General features: G+C 70.7%; 22 protein-coding genes and 1 tRNA gene. 15 read left to right on the forward strand and 8 right to left on the reverse strand.

Annotated elements, in window-relative coordinates:
• Nucleotides 1–124 precede the first annotated feature (124 nt).
• Nucleotides 125–592 (forward strand): Lrp/AsnC family transcriptional regulator, encoded by a 468-nt coding sequence (locus B7K22_RS07425; protein WP_084039303.1) that lies wholly within the window; start codon nt 125–127, stop codon nt 590–592.
• Between the two features lie 146 nt (nt 593–738).
• Nucleotides 739–1,716, forward strand: a complete 978-nt coding sequence (locus tag B7K22_RS07430) for an FKBP-type peptidyl-prolyl cis-trans isomerase (protein ID WP_084039304.1) — start codon at nt 739–741, stop codon at nt 1,714–1,716.
• A gap of 349 nt (nt 1,717–2,065) precedes the next feature.
• On the opposite strand, the gene B7K22_RS07435 is transcribed toward B7K22_RS07430, so the two are convergent.
• From B7K22_RS07435 to ddaH, 3 genes are all read right to left on the reverse strand, one after another.
• On the reverse strand, nt 2,066–3,274 hold the full coding sequence (locus B7K22_RS07435; protein WP_084039305.1) for an AI-2E family transporter: 1,209 nt from the start codon (nt 3,272–3,274) through the stop codon (nt 2,066–2,068).
• A gap of 74 nt (nt 3,275–3,348) precedes the next feature.
• Nucleotides 3,349–4,830 carry a dolichyl-phosphate-mannose--protein mannosyltransferase gene (locus B7K22_RS07440; protein ID WP_084039306.1) on the reverse strand — a complete coding sequence of 494 codons (1,482 nt, stop codon included), beginning with the start codon at nt 4,828–4,830 and terminating at the stop codon, nt 3,349–3,351.
• Between the two features lie 123 nt (nt 4,831–4,953).
• Nucleotides 4,954–5,808: a dimethylargininase gene (ddaH, locus tag B7K22_RS07445; RefSeq protein ID WP_084039307.1), complete on the reverse strand. Its 855-nt coding sequence runs from the start codon at nt 5,806–5,808 to the stop codon at nt 4,954–4,956.
• A 171-nt stretch (nt 5,809–5,979) separates the two neighbouring features.
• On the opposite strand from ddaH, the gene rsmI reads away from it, so the two are divergent.
• The 7 genes from rsmI (at nt 5,980) to B7K22_RS07480 (ending at nt 13,341) form a co-directional block, all read left to right on the forward strand.
• Nucleotides 5,980–6,819 (forward strand): 16S rRNA (cytidine(1402)-2'-O)-methyltransferase, encoded by an 840-nt coding sequence (gene rsmI / locus B7K22_RS07450; RefSeq protein ID WP_084039868.1) that lies wholly within the window; start codon nt 5,980–5,982, stop codon nt 6,817–6,819.
• 55 nt (nt 6,820–6,874) lie between these two features.
• Nucleotides 6,875–7,831, forward strand: coding sequence for a M15 family metallopeptidase (locus B7K22_RS07455; RefSeq protein WP_084039308.1), 957 nt, complete (start codon nt 6,875–6,877; stop codon nt 7,829–7,831).
• A gap of 80 nt (nt 7,832–7,911) precedes the next feature.
• Nucleotides 7,912–9,708 (forward strand): methionine--tRNA ligase, encoded by a 1,797-nt coding sequence (metG, locus tag B7K22_RS07460; RefSeq protein WP_084039309.1) that lies wholly within the window; start codon nt 7,912–7,914, stop codon nt 9,706–9,708.
• 10 nt (nt 9,709–9,718) lie between these two features.
• Nucleotides 9,719–10,576 (forward strand): TatD family hydrolase, encoded by an 858-nt coding sequence (locus B7K22_RS07465; RefSeq protein WP_371327659.1) that lies wholly within the window; start codon nt 9,719–9,721, stop codon nt 10,574–10,576.
• Between the two features lie 148 nt (nt 10,577–10,724).
• Nucleotides 10,725–11,522 carry a G5 domain-containing protein gene (locus tag B7K22_RS07470; protein WP_371327660.1) on the forward strand — a complete coding sequence of 266 codons (798 nt, stop codon included), beginning with the start codon at nt 10,725–10,727 and terminating at the stop codon, nt 11,520–11,522.
• Nucleotides 11,523–11,539: 17 nt separating this feature from the next.
• The gene (gene rsmA, locus B7K22_RS07475) at nt 11,540–12,415 is read left to right on the forward strand and encodes a 16S rRNA (adenine(1518)-N(6)/adenine(1519)-N(6))-dimethyltransferase RsmA (protein ID WP_084039312.1); all 876 of its coding nucleotides are present in this window, start codon (nt 11,540–11,542) and stop codon (nt 12,413–12,415) included.
• On the forward strand, nt 12,412–13,341 hold the full coding sequence (locus B7K22_RS07480; protein WP_084039313.1) for a 4-(cytidine 5'-diphospho)-2-C-methyl-D-erythritol kinase: 930 nt from the start codon (nt 12,412–12,414) through the stop codon (nt 13,339–13,341). The genes rsmA and B7K22_RS07480 overlap by 4 nt, the downstream gene beginning before the upstream one ends.
• Here the strand turns inward: B7K22_RS07480 and B7K22_RS07485 are convergent.
• Entirely contained in the window at nt 13,338–14,585 is a 1,248-nt protein-coding gene (locus B7K22_RS07485) for an MFS transporter (RefSeq protein WP_159448807.1), read from the reverse strand. The two genes, B7K22_RS07480 and B7K22_RS07485, sit on opposite strands and share 4 nt — an antisense overlap.
• Before the next feature lie 74 nt (nt 14,586–14,659).
• On the opposite strand from B7K22_RS07485, the gene B7K22_RS07490 reads away from it, so the two are divergent.
• Nucleotides 14,660–15,307 (forward strand): FadR/GntR family transcriptional regulator, encoded by a 648-nt coding sequence (locus B7K22_RS07490; RefSeq protein WP_200807373.1) that lies wholly within the window; start codon nt 14,660–14,662, stop codon nt 15,305–15,307.
• A 33-nt stretch (nt 15,308–15,340) separates the two neighbouring features.
• Here the strand turns inward: B7K22_RS07490 and mscL are convergent, their stop codons facing one another.
• Nucleotides 15,341–15,760, reverse strand: a complete 420-nt coding sequence (mscL, locus tag B7K22_RS07495; RefSeq protein ID WP_084039315.1) for a large conductance mechanosensitive channel protein MscL — start codon at nt 15,758–15,760, stop codon at nt 15,341–15,343.
• Between the two features lie 89 nt (nt 15,761–15,849).
• The gene (locus B7K22_RS07500) at nt 15,850–16,461 is read right to left on the reverse strand and encodes a TetR/AcrR family transcriptional regulator (protein ID WP_084039316.1); all 612 of its coding nucleotides are present in this window, start codon (nt 16,459–16,461) and stop codon (nt 15,850–15,852) included.
• 96 nt (nt 16,462–16,557) lie between these two features.
• Between B7K22_RS07500 and B7K22_RS07505 the strand changes: the two genes are divergently transcribed.
• From B7K22_RS07505 to B7K22_RS07515, 3 genes are all read left to right on the forward strand, one after another.
• A tRNA-Gln gene (locus tag B7K22_RS07505) sits at nt 16,558–16,629 on the forward strand.
• Between the two features lie 88 nt (nt 16,630–16,717).
• The gene (glmU, locus tag B7K22_RS07510; protein WP_084039317.1) at nt 16,718–18,277 is read left to right on the forward strand and encodes a bifunctional UDP-N-acetylglucosamine diphosphorylase/glucosamine-1-phosphate N-acetyltransferase GlmU; all 1,560 of its coding nucleotides are present in this window, start codon (nt 16,718–16,720) and stop codon (nt 18,275–18,277) included.
• Nucleotides 18,274–19,254 (forward strand): ribose-phosphate diphosphokinase, encoded by a 981-nt coding sequence (locus tag B7K22_RS07515; protein ID WP_084039318.1) that lies wholly within the window; start codon nt 18,274–18,276, stop codon nt 19,252–19,254. Before glmU ends, B7K22_RS07515 begins: the two co-directional genes overlap by 4 nt.
• A gap of 44 nt (nt 19,255–19,298) precedes the next feature.
• On the opposite strand, the gene B7K22_RS07520 is transcribed toward B7K22_RS07515, so the two are convergent.
• The gene (locus B7K22_RS07520) at nt 19,299–20,081 is read right to left on the reverse strand and encodes a phosphatase PAP2 family protein (RefSeq protein WP_234983344.1); all 783 of its coding nucleotides are present in this window, start codon (nt 20,079–20,081) and stop codon (nt 19,299–19,301) included.
• Nucleotides 20,082–20,154: 73 nt separating this feature from the next.
• The gene (locus tag B7K22_RS07525; RefSeq protein WP_084039320.1) at nt 20,155–20,946 is read right to left on the reverse strand and encodes a DUF1206 domain-containing protein; all 792 of its coding nucleotides are present in this window, start codon (nt 20,944–20,946) and stop codon (nt 20,155–20,157) included.
• Between the two features lie 185 nt (nt 20,947–21,131).
• Between B7K22_RS07525 and B7K22_RS07530 the strand changes: the two genes are divergently transcribed.
• Nucleotides 21,132–21,770 (forward strand): 50S ribosomal protein L25/general stress protein Ctc, encoded by a 639-nt coding sequence (locus tag B7K22_RS07530; RefSeq protein ID WP_084039321.1) that lies wholly within the window; start codon nt 21,132–21,134, stop codon nt 21,768–21,770.
• Nucleotides 21,771–21,888: 118 nt separating this feature from the next.
• Nucleotides 21,889–22,461 (forward strand): aminoacyl-tRNA hydrolase, encoded by a 573-nt coding sequence (gene pth, locus B7K22_RS07535; RefSeq protein WP_084039322.1) that lies wholly within the window; start codon nt 21,889–21,891, stop codon nt 22,459–22,461.
• The last annotated feature ends 33 nt before the right edge of the window (nt 22,462–22,494 follow it).

The raw sequence follows: 22,494 nt of genomic DNA on the forward strand, positions 1-22,494 counted from the left end.
CGCGAGGACCCTGCCAGTCTCGCAAAGTGGAGGTGAGGATTTCTTGACAGAAGGAGGGGTTCCTTGCGTAGTCTCATGCCCAATCGCATGATTCGTGCGGCTACGCGCAACTCTTGGGGAGAAGATGAGCGTCGACGCCCTTGACCGGCGAATACTGGCCATGCTGCGAGCCGACGGCCGCGCGAGCTTCGCCCAGATGGGGGACGAGGTGGGCCTCTCGCCCTCGGCGGTCAAGCGGCGTGTCGACCGACTGGTCGCCGACGGCGTCATCCAGGGCTTCACGGCGCTCATCGACCCAGAGATCGAAGGGCGCTCGACCGAGGCGTACGTCGAGCTGTTCTGCCGCGGCACCGTCGCCCCTGCCGAGCTCACCCGCATCCTCAGCCAGATCCCCGACGTCGACGAGGCGTTCACCGTGACCGGCAGCGCAGACGCGATCGTGCGCATCCGCGCGGTCAGCCCACCGGCGCTCGAGATCGCGCTCGAGCGGGTCCGACTCGCGCCCCAGGTCGACTCCACGCGGTCCGCGATCGTCCTGTCACGACTCTTCGGCCCGCACGCGGCTGACCCGCTCGACGGCGGTTCGCGGTAAGGTCACGGAACAGCCACGACGGCCGCGGGTCGGGAACCATTCACCGTTCCCATCGGTTGTCGAGGTGCCCCAGCGGCCCGCGCGGCCGCTCTCGCGCGCCTGGTGAACGGCCTGCGCCACCTGAACTACGCAAGGAGCCCTTTCCTGTGAACAAGCACCTGCCCTGGGCTGCGGCCTCCGCCGCGGCCGTCCTGGTCCTCGCCGGCTGCGCGAGCGGCGGCGACGATCCGCAGGATGGCGGCGAGTCCCAGCAGCCGTCCGCGGACGCCAGCACCAACGCCTCCGGCGACGGCTTCGGAGCGCCTGAGGACATCGCGATCCTCGAGGGCCTCACCTGGACCGAGGACGCCGAGGGCAATCCCACCCTCGAGTTCGAGTCGCCCAGCTCGGTGAGCGCCGTCGCCACCCTGGTCAAGGATCCGGGCGAGGGCGACCCCGTCGCCGCCGGCCAGCTGGTCGCGCTCGACTACACGATGGTGAACGGGTCGGACGGCAGCGTCCTGTACTCGACCTACACGGCCGGCGCACCCGAGGCGATCCTCCTCCAGGAGGACACGTTCGACCCCGAGCTGTGGAACGCGCTCCTGTCCACAGGCGAGGGCGGCGAGCTCATCTACGCGAGCGTGAACCCGGAGGCCACCTCCGCCGACGAGTCGACCACGTACATGGCGATGACGGTCACGGAGGTCGTGGCGCCCCTCGACGAGGTGGCCGGCGCTGAGGTCGAACCCGAGGCCGGCGTCCCGACCATCACGTTCGGCGAGGATGGGATCCCGGCCGTGTCCTTCGAGGGCGCCGAGAAGCCGGACGAGCTCGTGATCCAGCCCTTGGTCGAGGGTGAGGGCGCGGTGGTCGAGGAGACCGACACCGTGCTCGCGCACTACACCGGCTGGGTGTGGGATGGCGAGCAGTTCGACTCATCGTGGGACCGCGGCGCTCCCACCTCCTTCTCGCTGCAGGGCGTGATCCCCGGGTGGACCCAGGGACTGGCCGGGCAGACGGTCGGCTCGCGGGTGCTGCTGGTGATCCCGCCGGACCTGGGCTACGGCGAGGCCGGCCAGGGCGAGAGCATCCCCGGCGACTCGACGCTCGTGTTCGTGGTCGACATCCTGGGCGCGATCTGACGCCCCCCTGAAGCACTCGGTCGAGCGCCGGTCACCCCGCCAAGGGTGACCGGCGTTCGCCGCTTGTGGCGTGCGCGCGCCGAGGCGAGCCGCTCACCACACGCGTGCGACTGGTGGGACGCGAGGGACGGATGGGACGGCACACGGTCCTCTCGAGTCACTCCTGTCCCAGCCGTGTGTTGGCGTGCACGCACGGAGGGCTGCTGCACGAGCGCTCGACCGTGCCCGCGCATCGGCCCCCCGAACGTGCCAGCACTTGGACAGCCCGAACCACGTCAGGGTCGACACGCCGGTGGCGCCACCGGCGGGGGTGCCACGAGCGGGGCCTCGGGCGCGCCAAGGTTCGCGGCTAAGGGCGAGCGTCCTCTGGGGGAGAGGTCTTCTCCGGCGCGTGGCCGGGCAGACCGTCGCCGTCGGCGTCCTCGAGCACCTCGTACGTCCTGCCCGTGTTCTTCGCGATCGACGTGATGAGCGCGGCGACGGGCAGGGCCATGAACGCGCCCATCGGCCCAGCGACCGCGCCGCCGGCCATGGCGCCGCCGAATGCGACGGCGCCATTGAGCTCCATCGTCTTCGATGACAGTCGCGGGCTGAGCAGGTAGTTCTCGATCTGCTGGTACACCAGCACCCAGCCCAGTAGCACCAGCCCCGGCACCAGGCCCTGCACCGCGATCACCACGAGGATCGGGATCGCGGCGCCGATGTACGTGCCGATGAACGGGATGAACACGGACACGAAGCCCATGAACAGCCCCAGCGGCAGCGCGTAGACCATGGGCAGGCCCACGATCAGCATGACCACGAAGCCGGAGCCGCCGCACACGATCATGAGCAGCAGGCGCGAGTAGAAGTAGCCGCCGGTCTGCTCGATCGACGTGCGCAGCACCCAGGCGGCGACCTTCTGGCGCTCAGGCGGCATGCGCCGCATGATGGCGCGCGTGAGGCGCGGGAAGTCGGCCGCGAAGTAGAAGGTGAACATCGCGATGGTGAGCAGGTCGAACGCGATCCCGAGCCCCGAGGTGAGAAGCCCGAAGAGATTGTCGCCCCACTGCTGGACGGCGTGCAGCAGCGCCTCGGTACCGCTGGCCGCGGCCTCCGAGTCGATGACCTCACCCCCCGTCTGGGACGCGAGCCAGCCGTCGAGCTGCTCGTACCAGCCCGCCACGTTCGAGCTGACGGCCGCGGCGAACTCCACGATCGCGGGGATGAGCACGGAGACCATGAAGATCAGGAATGCGAGCGCCGCGAGGTAGATGATTCCCACGGCGGCGCCGCGGCGCATGCCGAAGCGACGGTTGAGGGCCTCGACGCCCGGGATGATCGCGAGCGCGAAGAACAGCGAGATGACCAGCGTCGAGATCAGGCTCCGTAGGTCGATGACGACGAACACGCCGACCGTGACGAGCACACCGACCGCGACGACCTTCCATAGGACGGTCCACACCCACCGGTTCAGCCACGCCGGCGGCGCTGGAGCGTCGCCCTCGTCCGCCTCGGCGGCGATGACCGCGTGCCTCACCTCCGTGGGCGGCTGTGCGGGCGGCTGTGCATCGGACATGGTGTCATCGTGCCAGGGACGGCGCCGATGCGCGGGCCAGCCACGCGCGCGGGTGCGACCTCGGCTGCGCCGAGTCAGACCCAGCTGGGCAGCCACATGTGCAGCTGCCAGTACCCGAAGGGGATGGGATCGCCTATCCAGATGGGCGCGAAGAAGCCCGCCACGACGATGGTCGCGGAGACGAACACCGCGGCGGCTATTGCGCCCGGCGGCCACCAGCGTCCCGCCAGGCGCGCGGGCTGCGCGAGGCGGCTGAGCCCCCACACCAGCACCAGCACGAGGAACGGCGCCATCGCGACGGTGTAGAACGTGAAGATCGTGCGGTGAGCGTACGGCAGCCAGGGCAGCCACGCGGCGAGCACGCCGGTGGCGACGGTCAGCGCGAGCAGGTCGCGGCGCACCACGATCCGCCACAGCGCGTACGCCAGGACGATGGCGCCCGCCCACCAGATGAGGGGGTTGCCGATCGCGTGGATGGCGCTCACGCAGCGGTCGGCGCCGCAGTCGACGTCGACGACGTCCTCGAAGTAGAAGGCCGTGGGTCGGTACTGGATGATCCACAGCCACGGGTTCGACTCGTAGTTGTGCGGGCTGTCCAGGGTGCGATGGAACTCGTACGCGGTCTGGTGGTAGTGCAGCAGCGAGTTGAGGCCGTCGGGCAGCCACGTGACGCCCTCGCCGGGGTGCTCCGCCGCCCAGTCCCTGCCATAGCCGTCGGGGGACCGGAACCAGGGAATCCACGTCGCGAGGTACGTCAGCGGCAGCAGGACCAGCGTGGCGACGAAGGCTGCGACGCCGCGCACCAGGCCGCCGGCGAACCATCGCTCGGCGCCCGCCTCGCGACGGTCCGCCCAATCCCAGATGACCGACAGCAGCAGGAACGCGGCCGCGAACCACAGGCCCGACCACTTCACCCCGGTCGCGAGCCCGAAGGAGACGATCGCCGCGAGCCGCCACCACCTGACCCCCGTCCGCGGGCCGAGGCCCGTGACCACCGCATCGGCGCTGAGGAGGCGCCGCCGCGTGCGCGCGCGATCGACCAGCAGCAGGGCGAAGCCTGCGACCACGAAGAACGTGAGGTAGATGTCGAGCAGCGCCGTGCGTGACAGCACGATGTGCGCGCCGTCGACCGCGAGCAGCACGCCCGCCACGGTCCCCCACAGCGTGGACCGCAGCAGGTGGCGCGCGATGAACGCGACCATCACGACGGTGATGACGCCCAGCAGCGCGCCCATGAATCGCCAGCCGAACGGCGTGGGCCCGAACATCTGCATGCCGAGGGCGATGAGCAGCTTGCCGACCATGGGGTGGACGACATAGTCGCCGTCGGTCGACAGCTGCGAGACGTCGCCCGATGCGAAGTCCTGGTTCTCGCCGCCCCACTCGCCTTCGAAGCCCTGGGTGAGCAGCGAGTAGGCGCCGCGCGCGTAGAACACCTCGTCGAAGACGAGCGCCTGCGGCGACCCGAGGTTGGCGAAGCGCAGCAGCGCCGCGAGAGCCGCGACACTTACGGCCATCAGCGCGACGCGCCAGCGGTACGCGGTCTCGACGATCACAGGCGTCAGCCTAGTTGTGGCCGCCCTGCGCACGATGCCGGGCCAGGGTGTCGCGCGCGGCGGGGGTTCGTGCCGTCAGGGCGCTGCGCCGAATGGGGCCGCAGCGCCGATGCGCCGGCTGGGTCAGGCGACGGCCTCGCGTGCCGCCCGCGCGGGCCGCACCTCGAGCGTGCAGCACTTGACGCCACCGCCGGCGAGGCGCAGCTCGCTGAGATCCACGCCCACGGGGACGAAGCCATGGGCCGCGAGCTGGGCGTGGAAGCGCGTCGCCTGCGCGGCCGTCACCACGTGGAGGCCGTCGGACACGGCATTGAGGCCGAAGACCGCGGCGTCCTCCTCCGACACCTCGATCGCATCGGGGTATCGACGGCGCAGCTCCGCGAGGCTTGCCGCGTCGAACGCACTCGCCAGGAAGGCCACCTGCTCGTGGCCGGGGCGGGCATCGAGCACGGCGATGGCGGTGTCGAGGTGGTAGTAGTCGTCGCGCACGAGCGTGAGCGGCACGACCTCCATGTCGATCAGCTCGCTGAGCTCGTCATGCGACCCTGGCGTCGAGCGGAAGCCGGTGCCGGCGAGGATCGCGTCGCCGACCACCAGGAAGTCGCCCTCGCCCTCGTTGACGCACGCCGCGCGCGCGACCTCGAGCCCCGCCGTCGCGAACCAGTCCGCGTAGGCGTCCGCCTCGGGCTGGCGCTGCGCGTGACGGAAGCTCGCCGTGTACGCGAGTCCGTCGACCACCAGCCCCCCGTTCGCCGCGAACACCATGTCCGGCAGTCCGGGCACGGGCTCGATGAAGGACACCGAGAAGCCGAGCGACCGGTAGGTGGCGACGAGCGCATCCCACTGGGCGATCGCGCGGGCGGTGTCGGTCGGGGTCGCGGGATCCATCCACGGGTTGATGCTGTAGGACACCGTGAAGTGGGTGGGGCGGCACATGAGGACCGACAGGGGGCTGGGGTGGCGCGCGGGAACGGTCATGGCACCTCCTTCGGGTCAAGGATGACAGCGATCGCGCGCACGCGTGGGGGGTTCCGGAACAGGAAAGCGGCGAGAAGGACCCATTGTGCGCTCGATTGTTGCGTGGGAGGCACCTGTGGCGCTCGAAGCGACGTGACGCTCGGCGCCGGTGCGCTGTGGGACGCTGGAGTCATGACCGGACGCATCGTGCTGGCGGCGACGCCCATCGGCAACGCCGCCGACGCCTCCGAGCGACTGCGCGAGGCCCTCGCCAGCGCCGACGTGGTCGCTGCCGAGGATACCCGGCGCGCGCGCGATCTCGCGCGTCGCATCGGCGCGGAGATCGCCGGAGACCTCATCGCAGTCCACGACCACAACGAGGCGGACCGCGCGGCCGCGCTGGTGGAGCGCGCCTCGGCAGGGGCGACGGTCGTGCTCGTCTCCGATGCCGGCATGCCCACGGTGTCCGACCCAGGCTTCCGACTCGTGGAGGCCGCGACCGCCGCCGGCGTCGACGTGACGGTCCTGCCCGGCCCGAGCGCGGTGCTCGCCGCGCTCGCTCTCTCTGGACTGCCCACCGACCGCTTCTGCTTCGAAGGGTTCGCCCCGCGCAAGGCCGGCGAGCGGCAGCGAGCCTTCGCTGCGCTCGCCGCGGAGGCGCGGACCATGGTGTTCTTCGAGGCCCCGCACCGGCTCGTCGACACGCTCGCGGCGATGGTCGCGTCATGGGGACCGGACCGGCGAGCGTCCGTGAGTCGTGAGCTCACCAAGACATACGAGGAGACCAGGCGCGGCACGCTCGGAGAGCTCGCGGCCTGGGCTCGCCAGTCCGAACCGCGCGGCGAGATCGTGGTGTGCATTGCGGGCAGGCCCGCGCAGGCGCCCTCGATGGAGGCGCTGGTCGAGGAGGTTCTCGCGAGGGTCGACGGCGGCGAGCGGGCGAAGGATGCCGTCGCGGACCTCTCGCAGACCTCGGGCGTCTCGCGGCGCGACCTCTACGCCCGCGTGCTGCAGGCGCGAGGCGAGCGCTAGTGGGGCACGGCGGCGGCGCGTCCGCCCGGGCACGGGGTGCTCGCGGGGCACTGGCATGAGCGGCGCGCACGAGCACGATGACGGCGGGCCGACCGGTGCTCGGCGCAGGCGCCTGGCGCTCGTCGCCACCGCGGTGGTGGCACTGTTCACGTTCGGCGGCGCGCTCGGCGTCGCCGGCGCGCTGTGGCTCGGCAGCCCTGCCGAGCGGAGTGCGCCGGGGCCGCCGGCTCCCACCGTGACCGTCACGGCTGGCGCCGTCGCGGGCGAGGCTGGCGATGGAGCCGCGACGGGCGCGCCCACCGACGCCGCCGCGGACGCCCCCGCCACCACCGCGGCGAACACGACGGCGCCCATCACCGCCCCGTCTCTGGACTCGTCGAGCGCCGCCGCGCCCGAGCCGCGCGTGTCCGTGTCCCCGAGCGTCGATCTCGACGCGCACTCGCTCGACGACCCCGCATCCATATGGGTCGTCGTCAACAAGCGCCGCCCGATCGATCCGCTCGGGTGGGCGCCGCCCGAGCTCGATCCCGTCCCTGGCGGTGGCCGGATGACGCCCGAGGCGGCGACGGCGATGATCGCCATGCGCGACGCGGCGGCCGATGCGGGGGCCGGCTTCTCGATCGGCACGGCCTACCGCAGCCACGGCGTGCAGCAGGGACTGTACTCGCGATACGTGGGCACCTGGGGCACGGAGCGCGCGGACACGTTCTCCGCACGACCCGGCTACTCGGAGCACCAGACGGGCCTCGCCGCCGACATCTATCAGTCGAGCGCGTGCCGACTGAAGCCATGCTTCGGAGACGAGCCCGCGGGGCGATGGGTGGCGGAGCACGCGCACGAGTTCGGCTTCCACCTGACCTACCCCGAGGGATCGACGGACGTCACCGGCTATCGCTATGAGCCGTGGCACGTGCGCTACGTGGGCGTCGAGCTCGCCACCTACCTTCACGACCAGTCGATCGCGACGCTCGAGGAGGCCTTCGGCCTGCCGGCAGCACCCGACTACGACTGAGCGGCACAGGTTTCTGAGCCTGCCCAAGCCCGCCGGCGCCCGCATCAGCGGCACCGCCTGCGGTCACTAGGATGGTCGCCATGTCTCGCATCCTCTCCGCTGTCGCCTGGCCGTACGCCAACGGGCCCCGTCACATCGGCCACGTGGCCGGTTTCGGCGTGCCATCGGACGTGTTCAGCCGGTACATGCGGATGGCGGGCGAGGACGTCCTGATGGTGTCGGGCACCGACGAGCACGGCACGCCCATCCTGGTGCAGGCCGAGGGCGAGGGCGTCAGCGCGCAGGAGCTCGCGGATCGCTACAACAGGGTGATCGTCGAGGACCTCGTGTCGCTGGGCCTGTCCTACGACCTGTTCACGCGCACCACCACCGGCAACCACTACAAGGTCGCCCAGGCCATGTTCAAGGCCGTCCACGCCAACGGCTACATGATCGAGCAGACCACCCGCGGCGCCATCTCCCCATCGACGGGGCGCACCCTGCCCGACCGATACATCGAGGGCACGTGTCCCATCTGCGGCTACGACGGCGCCCGCGGCGATCAGTGCGACAGCTGCGGCAACCAGCTCGACGCCATCGACCTCAAGAACCCGGTGAGCCGCATCAACGGCGAGACGCCCAGGTTCATCGAGACCGAGCACTTCTTCCTCGACCTGCCCGCGCTCGTGGGGCCGCTCTCCGAGTGGCTCGGGGCGCGCCACGGCTGGCGGCCCAATGTGCTGAACTTCTCGCTCAACCTGCTGAACGACGTGCGCCCGCGCGCGATGACGCGCGACATCGACTGGGGCATCCCGGTGCCGCTCGACGGGTGGTCCGACAACCCGAGCAAGCGCCTGTACGTGTGGTTCGACGCGGTCATCGGCTACCTGTCCGCGTCCATCGAGTGGGCACGCCGCGAGGGCGATCCGGACGCCTGGCGCCAGTGGTGGAACGACCCGGAGGCGCTGTCCTACTACTTCATGGGCAAGGACAACATCACCTTCCACTCGCAGATCTGGCCCGGTGAGCTGCTCGCCGCGAACGGCCGGGGAGCGAAGGGCGGCAACCTCTCCGAGTTCGGCGACCTGCAGCTGCCCACCGAGGTGGTGTCGAGCGAGTTCCTCACCATGGAGTCCAGCAAGTTCTCCTCGAGCCGCGGCCACGTCATCTACGTGCGCGACATGCTCAGCCGCTACCAGCCCGACGCGTTGCGCTACTTCATCGCGGTCGCCGGACCCGAGTCATCCGACGCCGACTTCACCTGGTCGGAGTTCAAGCGCCGCACCAATGACGAGCTGGTCGCCGGCTGGGGCAACCTCGTCAACCGCACCGCGTCGCTGCTGCACAAGAACGTGGGCTCGATCCCCGAGCTGACGGACCTCCAGGACGTCGACCGGGCGGCGCTCGCTGGATCGGAGAAGGCCTTCGGCGCGGTGGGCGACCTCATCCGCGGCCAGCGCCAGCGCGCCGCGGTCAACGAGGCCATGCGCGTGGTGGGCGACGCCAACAAGTACCTCGCGGACACGGCCCCGTGGAAGCTCAAGAACGAGGATCCCGAGCGCATGCGCACCGTCCTGGGCGTCGCGGCGCAGCTCGTGACCGACGCCAACACGATGCTCGCTCCCTTCCTGCCGCACAGCGCCCAGAAGGTGCACGAGGTGCTGGGCGGCGAGGGCACCTTCGCGCCCATGCCCGTCATGAACGAGGTCGAGGACCTCGACCTGCCCGACCGGCACTACCCCGTGATCCAGGGTGACTACTCTGCTGCGCACGGCACCTGGGGCAGGCGGCAGGTGGTGCCGGGCACGCCCATCGGCAAGCCCGAGCCGGCGTTCGTCAAGCTCGACGACGAGATCGTGGAGTCCGAGCTTGAGCGCATGCGCACGGGCGACGAGTGACAGGAGCTGCGTGAGGGTGGCGCGCTCGGGCCAGTGGCCGCCGACGCCCGAGGCGCTGCCAGCGCCCATCGTCGACAACCACTGTCATCTGGAGTACCCCGCGGGCGACGGGTCGGAAGGTGCCGCGCCGCGCTCCGTCGAGGATCGGCTCGCCGAGGCCTCCGCGGCCGGCGTGACGCGCGTGGTCCAGATCGGCTGCGACGTCGAGTCGGCGAGGTGGACGGCCGATGCGGTCGCACGCTTTCCCTCCATGCTCGGGGGAGTGGCCCTGCACCCCAACGACGCGGCGACGCTGGCGGCGGCGGGGGAGTACGACGACGCCTTCGCGGAGATCGCGTCGCTCGCGCGGGGCGAGCGCATCCGTGTGGTGGGCGAGACCGGCCTCGACTTCTTCCGCACGGGACCCGAGGGGCATGCCGCGCAGATTGCGGCCTTCCGCGACCACATCGCGCTCGCCAAGGAGCTCGGCAAGCCGCTCCAGATCCACGACCGCGAGGCGCACGCCGAGGTGATCGACGTGCTGCTGCGCGATGGCGCTCCCGAGGCGACGGTCTTCCACTGCTTCTCCGGCGACGCGGCGATGGCCCGACTGGCGGCGCACCAGGGGTGGTACCTGAGCTTCGCCGGAACGGTGACGTTCAAGAACGCGCATCCCCTCCGTGCTGCGGCGGCCGTCACTCCGCTCTCGCAGATGCTGGTCGAGACGGACGCGCCCTTCCTCACCCCGCATCCGCACCGGGGCGCACCGAACGGGCCCGCGCAGGCGGCGCGCACGGCACGCGAGCTCGCGCGGGTGCTCGACGTGCCGCTGGTCGACCTCTGCACCACTGTGTGGGAGACTTCGCACAGGCTGTATGGTCCCTGGTAGATTGCCGATGCGCGAGCACCTCAGCGGATCGTCTGTGAGATCTCGGCTGGCTTTCTGAGGGTGACGTGTGAGATAACAGTTCGGTTACGGACACCCGTGCCCCACGCAAGTGGAGCGCGGGGCGGACGCCGAGAGAGGACCTGACCGAGTGAGCTACCGACGCAGAGCCGCCGCACCGGGCGGTCGTAGGGACGCGCGCGAGCGCACCGCGACCCGCACGCGCACCACACGGACGTTCGCGGGCGGCATCGCCCTCAGCGCCTTCGCGGTCGGCTCGTTCGCCTCCGCAGGGGTGAACGCCTGGGCGCAGGAGACTCCGACTCAGGACTCGCAGCTGGCCGTCGCGAGCGAGGTCGCCGCCGTGAACGCCGGCGCCTCCGACCTCGAGGTGGTCACGCGTACCGAGGAGGAGACCATCGCGCACTCCTCGGTCGAGGAGAAGGACTACGACGAGTACGAGGGCTCGGAGAAGGTCGTCACCGAAGGCGAGGACGGCACCGCGCTGGTCAGCTACACCGTGACCCTCAAGAACGGCGAGGAGGTCGAGCGTCAGGCGGGCATCCGCGTCGTGGTCGACGAGCCCGTCGACGAGGTGGTCGCCGTGGGCGCCCGCAAGGAGCCCGTGATCCCGAAGACGTCGAACGCCGGTGCGAACCGCGCCCTGGGTCGTGAGCTCGCCGCGCAGCGCGGCTGGACCGGATCGGAGTGGGAGTGCCTCAATGCGCTCTTCACGAAGGAGTCCAACTGGCGCCACAACGCGCACAACCGGTCGTCGGGCGCGTACGGCATCCCGCAGTCGCTGCCTGGCTCGAAGATGGCGTCCGTCGGCTCGGACTGGCGCACCAACCCTGCGACCCAGATCACGTGGGGTCTCAACTACATCAAGGGCCGCTACGGCACCCCGTGCGGCGCCTGGGGTCACTCGGTCAACCGCGGCTGGTACTGAGCGGCCGGTAGACCGACGTGGCGGAGCTGTTCGGTCCCACGGACATCCGCACCCTCGCTGAGTCCCTGGGCACCGCGCCTCACAAGAAGTGGGGCCAGAACTTCGTGGTCGACCCTGGCACGGTGCGGCGGATCGCGCGCATCGCCGGGGTCGGACCCGACGATCACGTGGTCGAGGTGGGTCCCGGCCTCGGCTCCCTGACGCTGGCCCTGCTCGAGACGGGTGCGGCCGTCACCGCCGTCGAGATCGACCCGCTCCTCGCGGCGGCGCTGTCCCAGACCGTGGCGACCCGCGCCCCGGATGAGGCGGACCGCCTGACCGTCCTCCACCGGGACGCACTCACGGTGACCGGGCTCGACCGCGAGCCGACGGCACTGGTCGCGAACCTGCCCTACAACGTGTCCGTTCCCGTGATCCTGCACTTGCTCGAGACCTTCCCTGCCATCGGGCGGGTGCTCGTCATGGTGCAGGCGGAGGTCGCCGATCGTCTCGCGGCGCCTCCGGGCTCGCGCACCTACGGCATTCCGTCAGCGAAGGCGGCGTGGTACAGCGCGACCCGCCGAGCGGGTGACGTGGGACGCGCGGTGTTCTGGCCGGTGCCGCGCGTCGACAGCGCGCTGGTCCTGATGGAGCGGCGCGATCCGCCGGAGACTACCGCGAGCCGCGAGGAGGTGTTCGCGGTCGTCGACGCCGCCTTCGCCCAGCGGCGCAAGGGCCTGCGCGGGGCGCTGTCAGGCATCGCCGGCTCGGGCGCCGGGGCCGAGGAGGCGCTGCGCTCGGTCGGGATCGAGCCGCTCACGCGCGGCGAGCAGCTCGACATCGTCGCGTTCGCGCGGATCGCGGAGGCGTTGGCCTCCCGCAGCCCGGGCACTTCTGACACAGTGGGGGCATGACCCGCTCCGTCACCGCGCGCGCCCCGGGCAAGGTGAACCTGCAGCTGTCGGTGGGGCCGGTGCGCGAGGACGGCTATCACCCGCTCGCGACGGTCTTCCAGGCGGTCGACCTCTACGAGACGGTCACGGCGACGGTCCGCGCCGACGAGGCGATCACGGTGCGCGTCCGGGCCGCCCGCGGCGCGACGGTCGACGTCGACGCCGTCCCGCTCGACGAGACCAACATCGCAGTGAAGGCGGCGCAGGCGCTGCGCGCGGAGTTCGGCGTCACCGACGGCGTGGACCTCGAGATCGTCAAGGGCGTGCCCGTCGCCGGCGGGATGGCAGGGGGCAGTGCGGACGCCGCCGCTGCGCTGCTCGCGTGCGCCGAGGCGTGGGACCTGGGCGCGTCGCGTGCTCAGCTCGACGAGGTCGCGGCGACGCTCGGCGCCGACGTGCCGTTCATCCTGCATGGCCACACGGCTGTGGGACTGGGCCGCGGTGACGAGATCACGCCGGCGATGACGCGTGGCGAGTACCACTGGGTGCTCGCGACCCAGTCGGAGGGGCTGTCGACGGCCGAGGTGTACGCGGAGTTCGACCGCATGATCGAGCGGGGCCACGTGCCCGCCGAGCAGCCGCAGATCTGTGACGAGGTGATGGTCGCGCTGCGCGCCGGTGACGCCGAGGTGCTGGGCGACGTGCTCATCAACGACCTGCAGCCTGCCGCGATCCGGCTCGCTCCCCACCTGCGCGCCGTGATGGAGCAGGCGCTCGAGGCGGAGGCGCTGGGCGTCATGGTGTCTGGCTCCGGCCCCACGGTCGCGGCGCTCGCGCGCTCGCGCCAGCACGCGCTTGCCGTGGCGGCGCACCTGACCGTCTCAGGTACGGCCGATGCGGTCGTCACGGCCTCGGGCCCCGCGCCGGGCGCGGTGGTCGTCGGCTAGCGTGCGTCGGGGGGCGCGGTCGCCGTCTCGTCCTCCACGAAGCTGGGCCGGCAAGCGTAGCGGCCCGCGATCAGGCCCGGGATGACGGTCGCCGCGAGCACGAGGATCGGGATCGTCCACGAGCCTGTCCACTGTCGCAGCAGGCCCAGCCCGATGGGCCCGAGGCAGGCGAGTCCGTATCCGATGCCCTGGACGAACCCCGACACCGCGGAGGCCGCCTGCGCAGTCCTGGTCCTCCGGTTGATCAGCGTCATGCACAGGGGGAACGTGCTCACGCCTATCCCCAGCAGGCACGCCCACAGGACGGTGCCGCTGAGAGGCGCGAGGATCAGTCCCAGATATCCAGCCACCAGCAGCACGGTGCAGACGATGACGACCACGAAGGGGTTGGCCATCCTCGTGGCGACCTGCGGGACCACCAGAGCGGCGACCACGCCCCACGACGAGTACAGCGCGACCATGGTGCCGCCCAGCGTCGCGCTGCCTCCGGCGTCCGTCAGGATGGCGGGCAACCAGGTGATGATCGAGTAGTTCGAGATGGACAGCACCGCGAACAGGCCCACCAGGCCCCACACGGTCGCCGAGCGGCTCACGCGGATGCGCTCGAATCTCGACGTGGCCGTCGGAGCTCCAGCGGCTGCGCGGTCGCGTCTGGGCGAGCCCGCGGCCACGACGATCCACACGATCGCCGTCACCGCGGCCGGCACGGCCCAGACGCCCACCGAGAACCGCCACGACGTGGCCTGGGCCACGGGGACCGCGAGCAGCGGGGCGATGAACTGCCCCGTCTGCATGAGCAGCAGGTACAGCGAGGTCCACAGCGCGAGGCGATCGGGGAACCACGCCTTGACCAAAGGGACGATCACGACGTTCGCCGCTCCGATGCCCGCGAGGGCCAGCACCGTCGATGCCACCAGCGCGGTGGGTGTGGGCGAGAAGGCGCGGAGCGCAAGCGACAGTGCGGTCAGCGCGAGGGCGACCGCCGCCGTCCGCTCGAGCCCGAAGGAGCGGGTGACGGCCGGCGCGAGGAACCCGAACACCGCGAAGGTCGCCGCCGGCACCGTGCCGATCAGACCGGCGACCGCGACGCCGAAGCCCAAGTCGGCGCCCATGGTCTCCAGGAGCGGCGTGAATCCCGTGACCGCGGTGCGGAGGTTGATCGCGGTGAGCGTGATGGCAAGTCCGGCCCACCACGCGAGGCGGTGGGGCCGCGTTCGAAGACCGGAGGGAAGGGCAGTGGTCACGCTAGACTCCACGGAAGGCCGATGAATGATGGGGTCATGGGATGAATGTCGATCAAGATAGCACGCGCGCTCCCATGCGCCGGTGGGGTCTCGTGGGCCAGGCCTCGGAACGCTTCCGTGACGAGGTGCTCTCGGGGCGATGGCCCGTAGGAGAGCGGATCCCGACCGAGCCCGAGCTGGTGGAACAGTTCGGGATCGGCCGCAACACGGTCCGTGAGGCGCTCCAGTCCCTGGTGCACGCGGGGCTGCTGCGCCGTGACCAGGGTCGCGGCACCTTCGTGATCTCCACCTCCGAGCTGACGGGAAGCCTCGAGCGTCAGCTCGCGGGCGGCAGCCGGCGTGACTACCTGGAGCTCCGCCTCGCCCTCGACAGCACCGCGGCCGCGCTCGCCGCCGCACGACGATCCGTGGACGACGTGGCGCGCCTGCGGGAGCTGTGCGGGCGGCGCCAGGAGGCGTGGCGAAGCGAGGATGTCGCCGACCGCGCGAACGCGGATCTGGCGCTGCATCGCGCCGTCGTGGATGCGACGCACAACCCGCTCTACGTCACGCTCTACGCGGGCATGCTCGACGTCTTCGCGGTCCACATGCGTGACGACGAGGACTCGGACGCCGATGCTGCGCACGACCTCCACCTCGAGCTGGTGGAGGCGATCGCCGACCAGGACGCCGACCGGGCCGCACGGGCCGTCGCGGCGATCATCGATCCCTTCCTGGAGTGACCGGCGCACGCGCGCCGGGGGCGGCCACGCCCGCTATGGGCGGGGACGGGTCCTGAGCTCGTCGCGGATCTCCATGAGGACCTCGACCTCCGTGGGCCCAGCCTCCTCCACCACCTCGTCGCCCTTCTTGCGTCGCTCGGCGAGCTTGTTGAGCGGCATCACCACGAGGAAGTAGATCGCCGCCGCGATGATGAGGAAGTTGAGGATCGCGGTGAGGAAGGCGCCGATGGCGAGCACCGCATCGTCGGCGGGGTCGGGCGTGCCGGCGTCGTTGAGCGTCCACACCAGCACCTCCGAGAGGTCTGGCTTCCCGAACAGCGCTGCGATGATCGGATTGATGACGTTGTCGACGAGCGATGTGATCACCGCGCCGAACGCGGCGCCGATCACGACTGCGACCGCCAGATCGACCACGTTGCCGCGAGCGATGAAGTCCTTGAAGCCCTTGATCATTGCTATGCCCTCTCCTCCGGTGACGATCGTCGTTGACACTGTAGGGCGCATCGGCGCTGGAGCGGCAGATGCGCGCGACGGAACCGGTGCTATTCCGCGGTCGGTTCGCGCGACGGCAGCACCGGATCCGCCTCGAAGTCGCTGAGGCCGTTCCACGCGAGGTTGACCAGGTGCGCCGCGACCTCCTCCTTGGACGGCTCCCGCACCTCGGCCCAGTGCTGGCCGGTGAGCGCGACCATGCCCACGAGCATCTGCGAGTAGATGGGAGCCGCGGACGGGTCGAGGCCGCGCTTGGAGAACTGGTGGGCGAGCAGGTGCTCGACCTGGGTCGCGACGTCGCCGATGAGTGAGGAGAACGTGCCCGTCGCCTGCGCCACCGGCGAGTCGCGCACGAGGATGCGGAACCCGTCAGGCGAGGACTCGATGTAGCTGAGGAGTGCGAACGCTGCTCGCTCGACCAGCTGCTTGGGGTGGCCACGCTCCGACAGGGCGCCGGACAGCGCGCCCAGCAGCGCCTGCACCTCGCGGTCCACGATGACGGCGTAGACGCCCTCCTTGCCGCCGAAGTGCTCGTAGACGACCGGCTTCGAGACATCCGCGCGAGCGGCGATCTCCTCGACCGACGTCCCCTCGAAGCCGCGCTCGGCGAACAGCGCGCGGGCCACCGTGAGCAGCTGCTCGCGGCGCTCGCGTGCGCTCATGCGGGCGCGCGGAGCCTTCCTTGGCATGTCGGTCACGTTCCTAGTGTGCCGTGAATCCTGGCAGACTTGACCATTCGTGGGGGCCCGACCCCGCGTTCCGCCCTGGTGTAACGGCAGCACGCAGGCCTTTGGAGCCTCGCAGTACAGGTTCGAATCCTGTGGGCGGAGCGGTGCGAGCGCGGCGTGCGACCACATGACGCGCAGGTAAAGTGGTGGGTGCATCTGTACCCCCAGCAGGGCGATCGAAGGGACCTCGGTGAGCCTCACCCGACCCGCCGCAGTGATGATCCTCGCCGCCGGCGCCGGCACCCGGATGAAGTCGGCCACCCCCAAGGTGCTGCACCCGCTCGCGGGACGCTCGCTCGTGGGTCACGCTCTCACGGCCGCCGCCGCGCTCGATCCGCATCGCGTCGTGGTGGTCGTGCGCCACGAGCGAGAGCGCGTGGCGGCCCACGTCGAGGCGATCGCTCCTCACGTCCTGCTGGCCGACCAGGACGAGATTCCCGGCACCGGTCGCGCCGTGTACTGCGGGCTGTCGACCCTCGACGCCACCGCGGTCGCCGCGCGCGTCGCGGGTGGCGAGGTGGGCGCGGACGTGCTCGACACGCAGCTCGACGGCGCGGTCGTCGTCACCAGCGGTGACGTGCCTCTCGTCGACGGCGAGCTGCTGACCGCTCTGGCCGATGCGCACGTCGCCACCGGTGCCGCCGTCACCGTGCTCACGGCGCAGGTGGAGGAGCCGACCGGCTACGGCAGGATCGTGCGCGACGCCGGCACGGGCGAGGTGGTGGAGATCGTCGAGGAGAAGGACGCGACCGAGGAGCAGCGCGCGATCACCGAGATCAACGCCGGGATCTATGTGTTCGACGCCGCGACCCTGCGCGGAGCGCTGGCCCGGCTGGGCCAGGACAATGCGCAGGGCGAGATGTACCTCACGGACGTCATCGCGATCGCGCGCGGAGACGGCGGTCGCGTCCAGGCCTTCGTCGCCCCTGACGCCGATGCGGTCGAGGGCGTCAACGACCGCGTGCAGCTGGCAGCAGCCGGGCGACGCCTCAACACCAGGATCGTCGAGCGCTGGATGCGCGAAGGCGTGACGGTCATGGACCCGGAGACCACGTGGATCGACGCGGAGGTGGTCCTGGCGCCTGACGTCACGCTGCTGCCTGGCGTTCAGCTGCACGGAGCGACCGAGGTCGCGAGCGGCGCCGCCGTAGGCCCCGACACGACTCTGACCGACGTCTCGGTGGGAGCGGGGGCGACCGTCACCCGCACGCACGGCTCGCGCGCCGTCATCGAGGCCGGCGCGACGGTGGGCCCATTCTCCTTCCTGCGGCCCGGCACCCACCTGGGCGCGGACGGCAAGATCGGCGCGTTCGTCGAGACCAAGAACTCGACCATCGGGGCGCACTCCAAGGTGCCGCACCTCAGCTACGTGGGTGACGCCACCGTGGGGGAGCACAGCAACGTCGGCGCGGGCACCATCTTCGTCAACTATGACGGCGTCACGAAGAGCCATTCGACGGTGGGCGACCACGTCCGCATCGGCTCCGACAACGCGTTGATCGCGCCCGTCACCATCGGTGACGGCGCGTACACCGGCGCAGGCACCGTGGTCCGCCGCGATGTGTCGCCCGGCGCGCTCGCGCTGAGCGCGGGTCCCCAGCAGAACGTGGACGGGTGGGTGCAGCGGCGCCGTCCCGGCACCCCGTCGGCCGCGGCAGCCGAGCGCGCAGAGCAGGCACGCGCAGACGGCGACGCACTATCGTCAGACACACAGGCCGGACCGGCCGCGAACTCTCGAGGAGACGCATGAGCGCAGGGATCTCGCACGCGAGCGAACGTCGACTGGTGCTGGCGGGCGGACGCGCTCACCCCGAGCTCGCTGAGGCCGTCGCCTCGGCGCTCGAGATCGAGCTGCTGCCCACCACCGCCTACACCTTCGCCAACGGCGAGCTCTACGTGAGGTTCGGCGAGTCCGTGCGCGGCGCCGACGCCTTCGTGATCCAGTCCCACGCGGCGCCCATCAACGAGGCGATCATGGAGCAGCTCATCATGGTCGACGCCCTCAAGCGTGCCTCGGCCAAGCGCATCACCGCCGTGATCCCGTGCTACGGCTATGCGCGCCAGGACAAGAAGCACAAGGGGCGCGAGCCCATCTCCGCACGACTGATGGCGGACATGTTCAAGACCGCCGGCGCCGACCGCGTCATGTCGGTCGACCTGCACACGGCGCAGATTCAGGGCTTCTTCGATGGGCCCGTCGACCACCTGTGGGCGATGCCCATGCTCGCCCAGTACGTGCGCACCCGGGTCGCCCCCGACAACCTCACCATCGTCTCGCCGGACGCCGGCCGCGTGCGGCTGGCCGACCAGTGGTCGGATCACCTGGGCGCGCCGCTGGCGATCATCCACAAGCGCCGCGACCCCTCGGTCCCCAACCAGGTCAAGGTGCACGAGCTGGTGGGCGAGGTCGAGGGTCGCACCTGTGTGCTGGTGGACGACATGATCGACACCGGCGGCACCATCGTGCAGGCAGCGGAGGCGCTGTTCGAGAACGGCGCCAAGGACGTCATCGTCGCCTCGACCCACGGGCTCCTGTCGGGCCCGGCCGTCGAACGCCTGCGCGACTCTCAGATCACCGAGGTCGTCATCACGGACACCCTGCCCATCACGGACGACAAGCAGTTCGACAAGCTCACCGTGCTGTCGATCGCGCCGCTGCTCGCGCGTGCGATCAGCGAGGTTTTCGACGACGGCTCGGTGACGAGCCTGTTCCAGGGCGGCGTCTGACCCGCGCGGGCGCGCGGATCTGCCGAGGGCCGGCGGCGGCCGGGCTACGGCCGCTGCGCCGTACGGCTGGGTGACGTGGTGGCCTCCTCGGGTGCGTCCGCCCGGTCTCCGGTCGCCTCACCGCCATCGGAGATCACGCCGGTCGACGTCGTGCCGCTCACCACTGAGCCCGTCGTGCGGGTGCTCATGGCCGTGCCGGCCTCAGCGCTCGCCGCGATCACCCCTTCGGCGGCGTCGCGCAGCGGCAGCCAGTTCCACGCGATGAGGGCGCACGTAGTACCGACCACGAACCCGGCGATCACGTCGGACGGGTGATGCATGCCGCGGTACACGCGTGACACGCCCACGCCGACGGGCACCGCCACGCAGAGCACCTGGATGGTGATGCGCAGTCCCGCGTTCCCGATCCGCGTCGCGCAGAGAGCGAACGCGAGATAGACCGCGGTCGAGGCTCCTGTATGCCCGCTCGGGAAGCTCGAGGTGGGAGGCGCGTGGTCCAGCTGCTCCACCTCGGGCCTCGGGCGGCCGATGACGAGGGACGAGGTGAGGAAGACCAGCGCCTCCAGGCCGAGCGCCAGCGCCGGGACGATCGCGAACCACCATTGCCGGGACTGCCACCAGATGAAGGCGACGATCAGCAGGCACGTGGCGATCAGCACCTGAGTGTTGCCCATCTCCGAGATGACCGCGGAGACGCTGTCGAGCGTGTCGGTGCGCGCTTCGACGAAGGCATCGCTCACGGCCCTCTCGTCGAGCGCGATGACATCGACGATCAGCAGGCCCGTCCCGACGACCGCGAGCCACAGGATCGTGGTCGGCAGGAGCACGCGGCGCAGCATCGAGGTGCCGACGAGCGAGGCGGAGGGCGCTGTCGTGCCCGGGCCATGTCCTATCACGGCGTCACAGCCGCCCGTAGCGGGCGCGGACAAAGCTGTACAGTCCGTAGGCGGCGAAGCCCAGCCCCACCAGGATGACGATCACCGGACCCCCAGGCAGGTCGAGCAGCGACTTCACCGCTCCGTCGAGCCCTTCGGCGTTGTCGGGATCGGCAGTCACGGCGGCGTAGGTGAAGAGCACGCCCACCACACCGAGCGCGACACCCTTCGCGATGTAGCCCGTCATGCCGAGACCCCTGACGACGCGGCCGGAGCCGCTCGGCACGCCACGAAGGTCCTCCAGGAACTTCTTGCGCGCTCCCTTGATGACGTGGAACACGCCTGCTCCGAGGATCGCGAGGCCGACGGCGCCCACGATGAACTGTCCGCCCGGCCATCCGAGCGCGGTCGCCACGATGCCCTGGGCCTGCGAGTCCCCGCCGCCCCCGCCAGAGCCCATGGCGATCGACGCGGCGCTGAACGCGAGCACCGCGTAGACGCCGGCCTTGGCGGCAGCCTTGACGCGGTCCTTGGCCTCGTCGTGACCCCGCAGGGCGTCCGCGAGCTGCCACAGGGCGAGCGCTGCGAACGCCACGACGGCGATCCACAGGATGACGGCGCCGAAGGTGTTGTCGGCGAGACTGGACAGCGCTTGGCTCGAGCTCGCCTCCTCGCCCCCTCCGCTGAGCCCGATCTGGGCGATGAGCAGGCCGAGGGCGATGTGGAGGGCTCCCGACACGGCGTATCCGGCCCTGGCGGCCTTCTCCCAGGCGCCTCCGGCGCTCGACGGCTTCAATGGCGTGTTCGACGTGACCATGGCTGATGAACTTCCGGCGATGCCCCTCCTATTCCCGCCGACGTCGATCATGCCGCGCGTGTGCGGGTACACTGGTGCGGTTCCTCGGCGAGGGAGGCCCACTGGGCGCTCCGTGATCGACGCGGCAGATGCACACCGCAGCCTGCCTTGCCGTGGCCATCTGACCGATCCCGAGGAGAACCACCATGTCTGACAAGCTCAAGCTCACGGCCGAGACTCGCACCGAGTTCGGCAAGGGCGCCGCCCGCCGCATCCGCGCAGCGCACCAGATCCCCGCCGTCATCTACGGCCACGGCGAGGACCCCCTGCACGTCGTGCTGCCCGGCCACGACACGATGATGGCGCTCAAGCACCCGAACGCCTTGCTCACCATCGAGCTCGACGGCGACAAGCAGCTCGCCATCGCGAAGGACGTGCAGCGCGACCCCATCAAGCCCGTGATCGTCCACGTTGACCTGCTCACCGTGAAGAAGGGCGAGAAGATCACCGTCGACGTGCCGGTGCACCTCGAGGGCGAGTCCGCTCCCGGCACCATCCACGTGCTCGAGAACTCCACGCTTCAGGTGCTCGCCGAGGCGACGCACATCCCGGAGTTCTTCACCGTCTCGATCGAGGGCCTCGAGGAGGGTGCGAAGGTGACGGCTGCCGAGGTCGAGCTGCCCCAGGGCACCGAGCTCGCCGTCGACGGCGAGCTCCTCGTGGTCCACGTCACCGTGCCGCGGGCCGCTGCCGACGACGAGGCCGAGGCGCCTGAGGGCGACGTCGTGCCCGCGACCGAGGAGGGCGACGGCCCCTCGGAGGCTCCCGAGGGCGACGAGAACTAAAGTCGTATCCATGCCGAGCGCCCGTCACCCTTGGTGGCGGGCGCTTCGCATCGGTGGTGCCGGTCGCGGCGCCACTCGAGACGCTGTCGTCCCTGACACGTCCGCGACGAGGGAGATCATGACCGCGCTGGTGATCGGCCTGGGCAACCCGGGCGAGGAGTACGCGGCGACGCGCCACAACGTTGGCCAGATGGTGCTCGATGAGCTCGCGTCGCGTGGCGGCGGCGCGTTGAGCGTGCACAAGAAGACCAGGACCCGCTCCGCGACGGTGCGGCTCGCCTCGCAGCCCGTCGTGCTGGGCGTCCCCATGTCCTACATGAACGTCTCCGGCGGGCCGGTGTCCTCGCTCGCGAAGTACCACTCCGTCGAGCCTGCGGACATCATCGTCATCCACGACGAGCTCGACATTCCCTTTGGCGAGGTGCGGCTTAAGCGCGGCGGCGGCTCGGGCGGGCACAACGGTCTTAAGGACCTCTCCAAGGCTCTCGGCACTCCTGACTATGTACGGGTCCGCGTCGGGATCGGCCGCCCGCCGGGTCGCATGGACGCTGCCGCGTTCGTCCTCAAGCCGTTCTCGGCAGCCGAGCGCAAGGAGCTGCCCCTCCTTCTCCACGACGGTGCCGATGCCGTCGAGACGGTGCTCTCGGACGGACTCGAGGCCGCTCAGCAGCGCTTTCACACCAGGTCATAGAGCGCATCGGCGGTGGGGCCGTCCGCGTGTGAT

The organism is Demequina sp. NBRC 110053, assembly GCF_002090095.1.
Classification (GTDB): domain Bacteria; phylum Actinomycetota; class Actinomycetes; order Actinomycetales; family Demequinaceae; genus Demequina.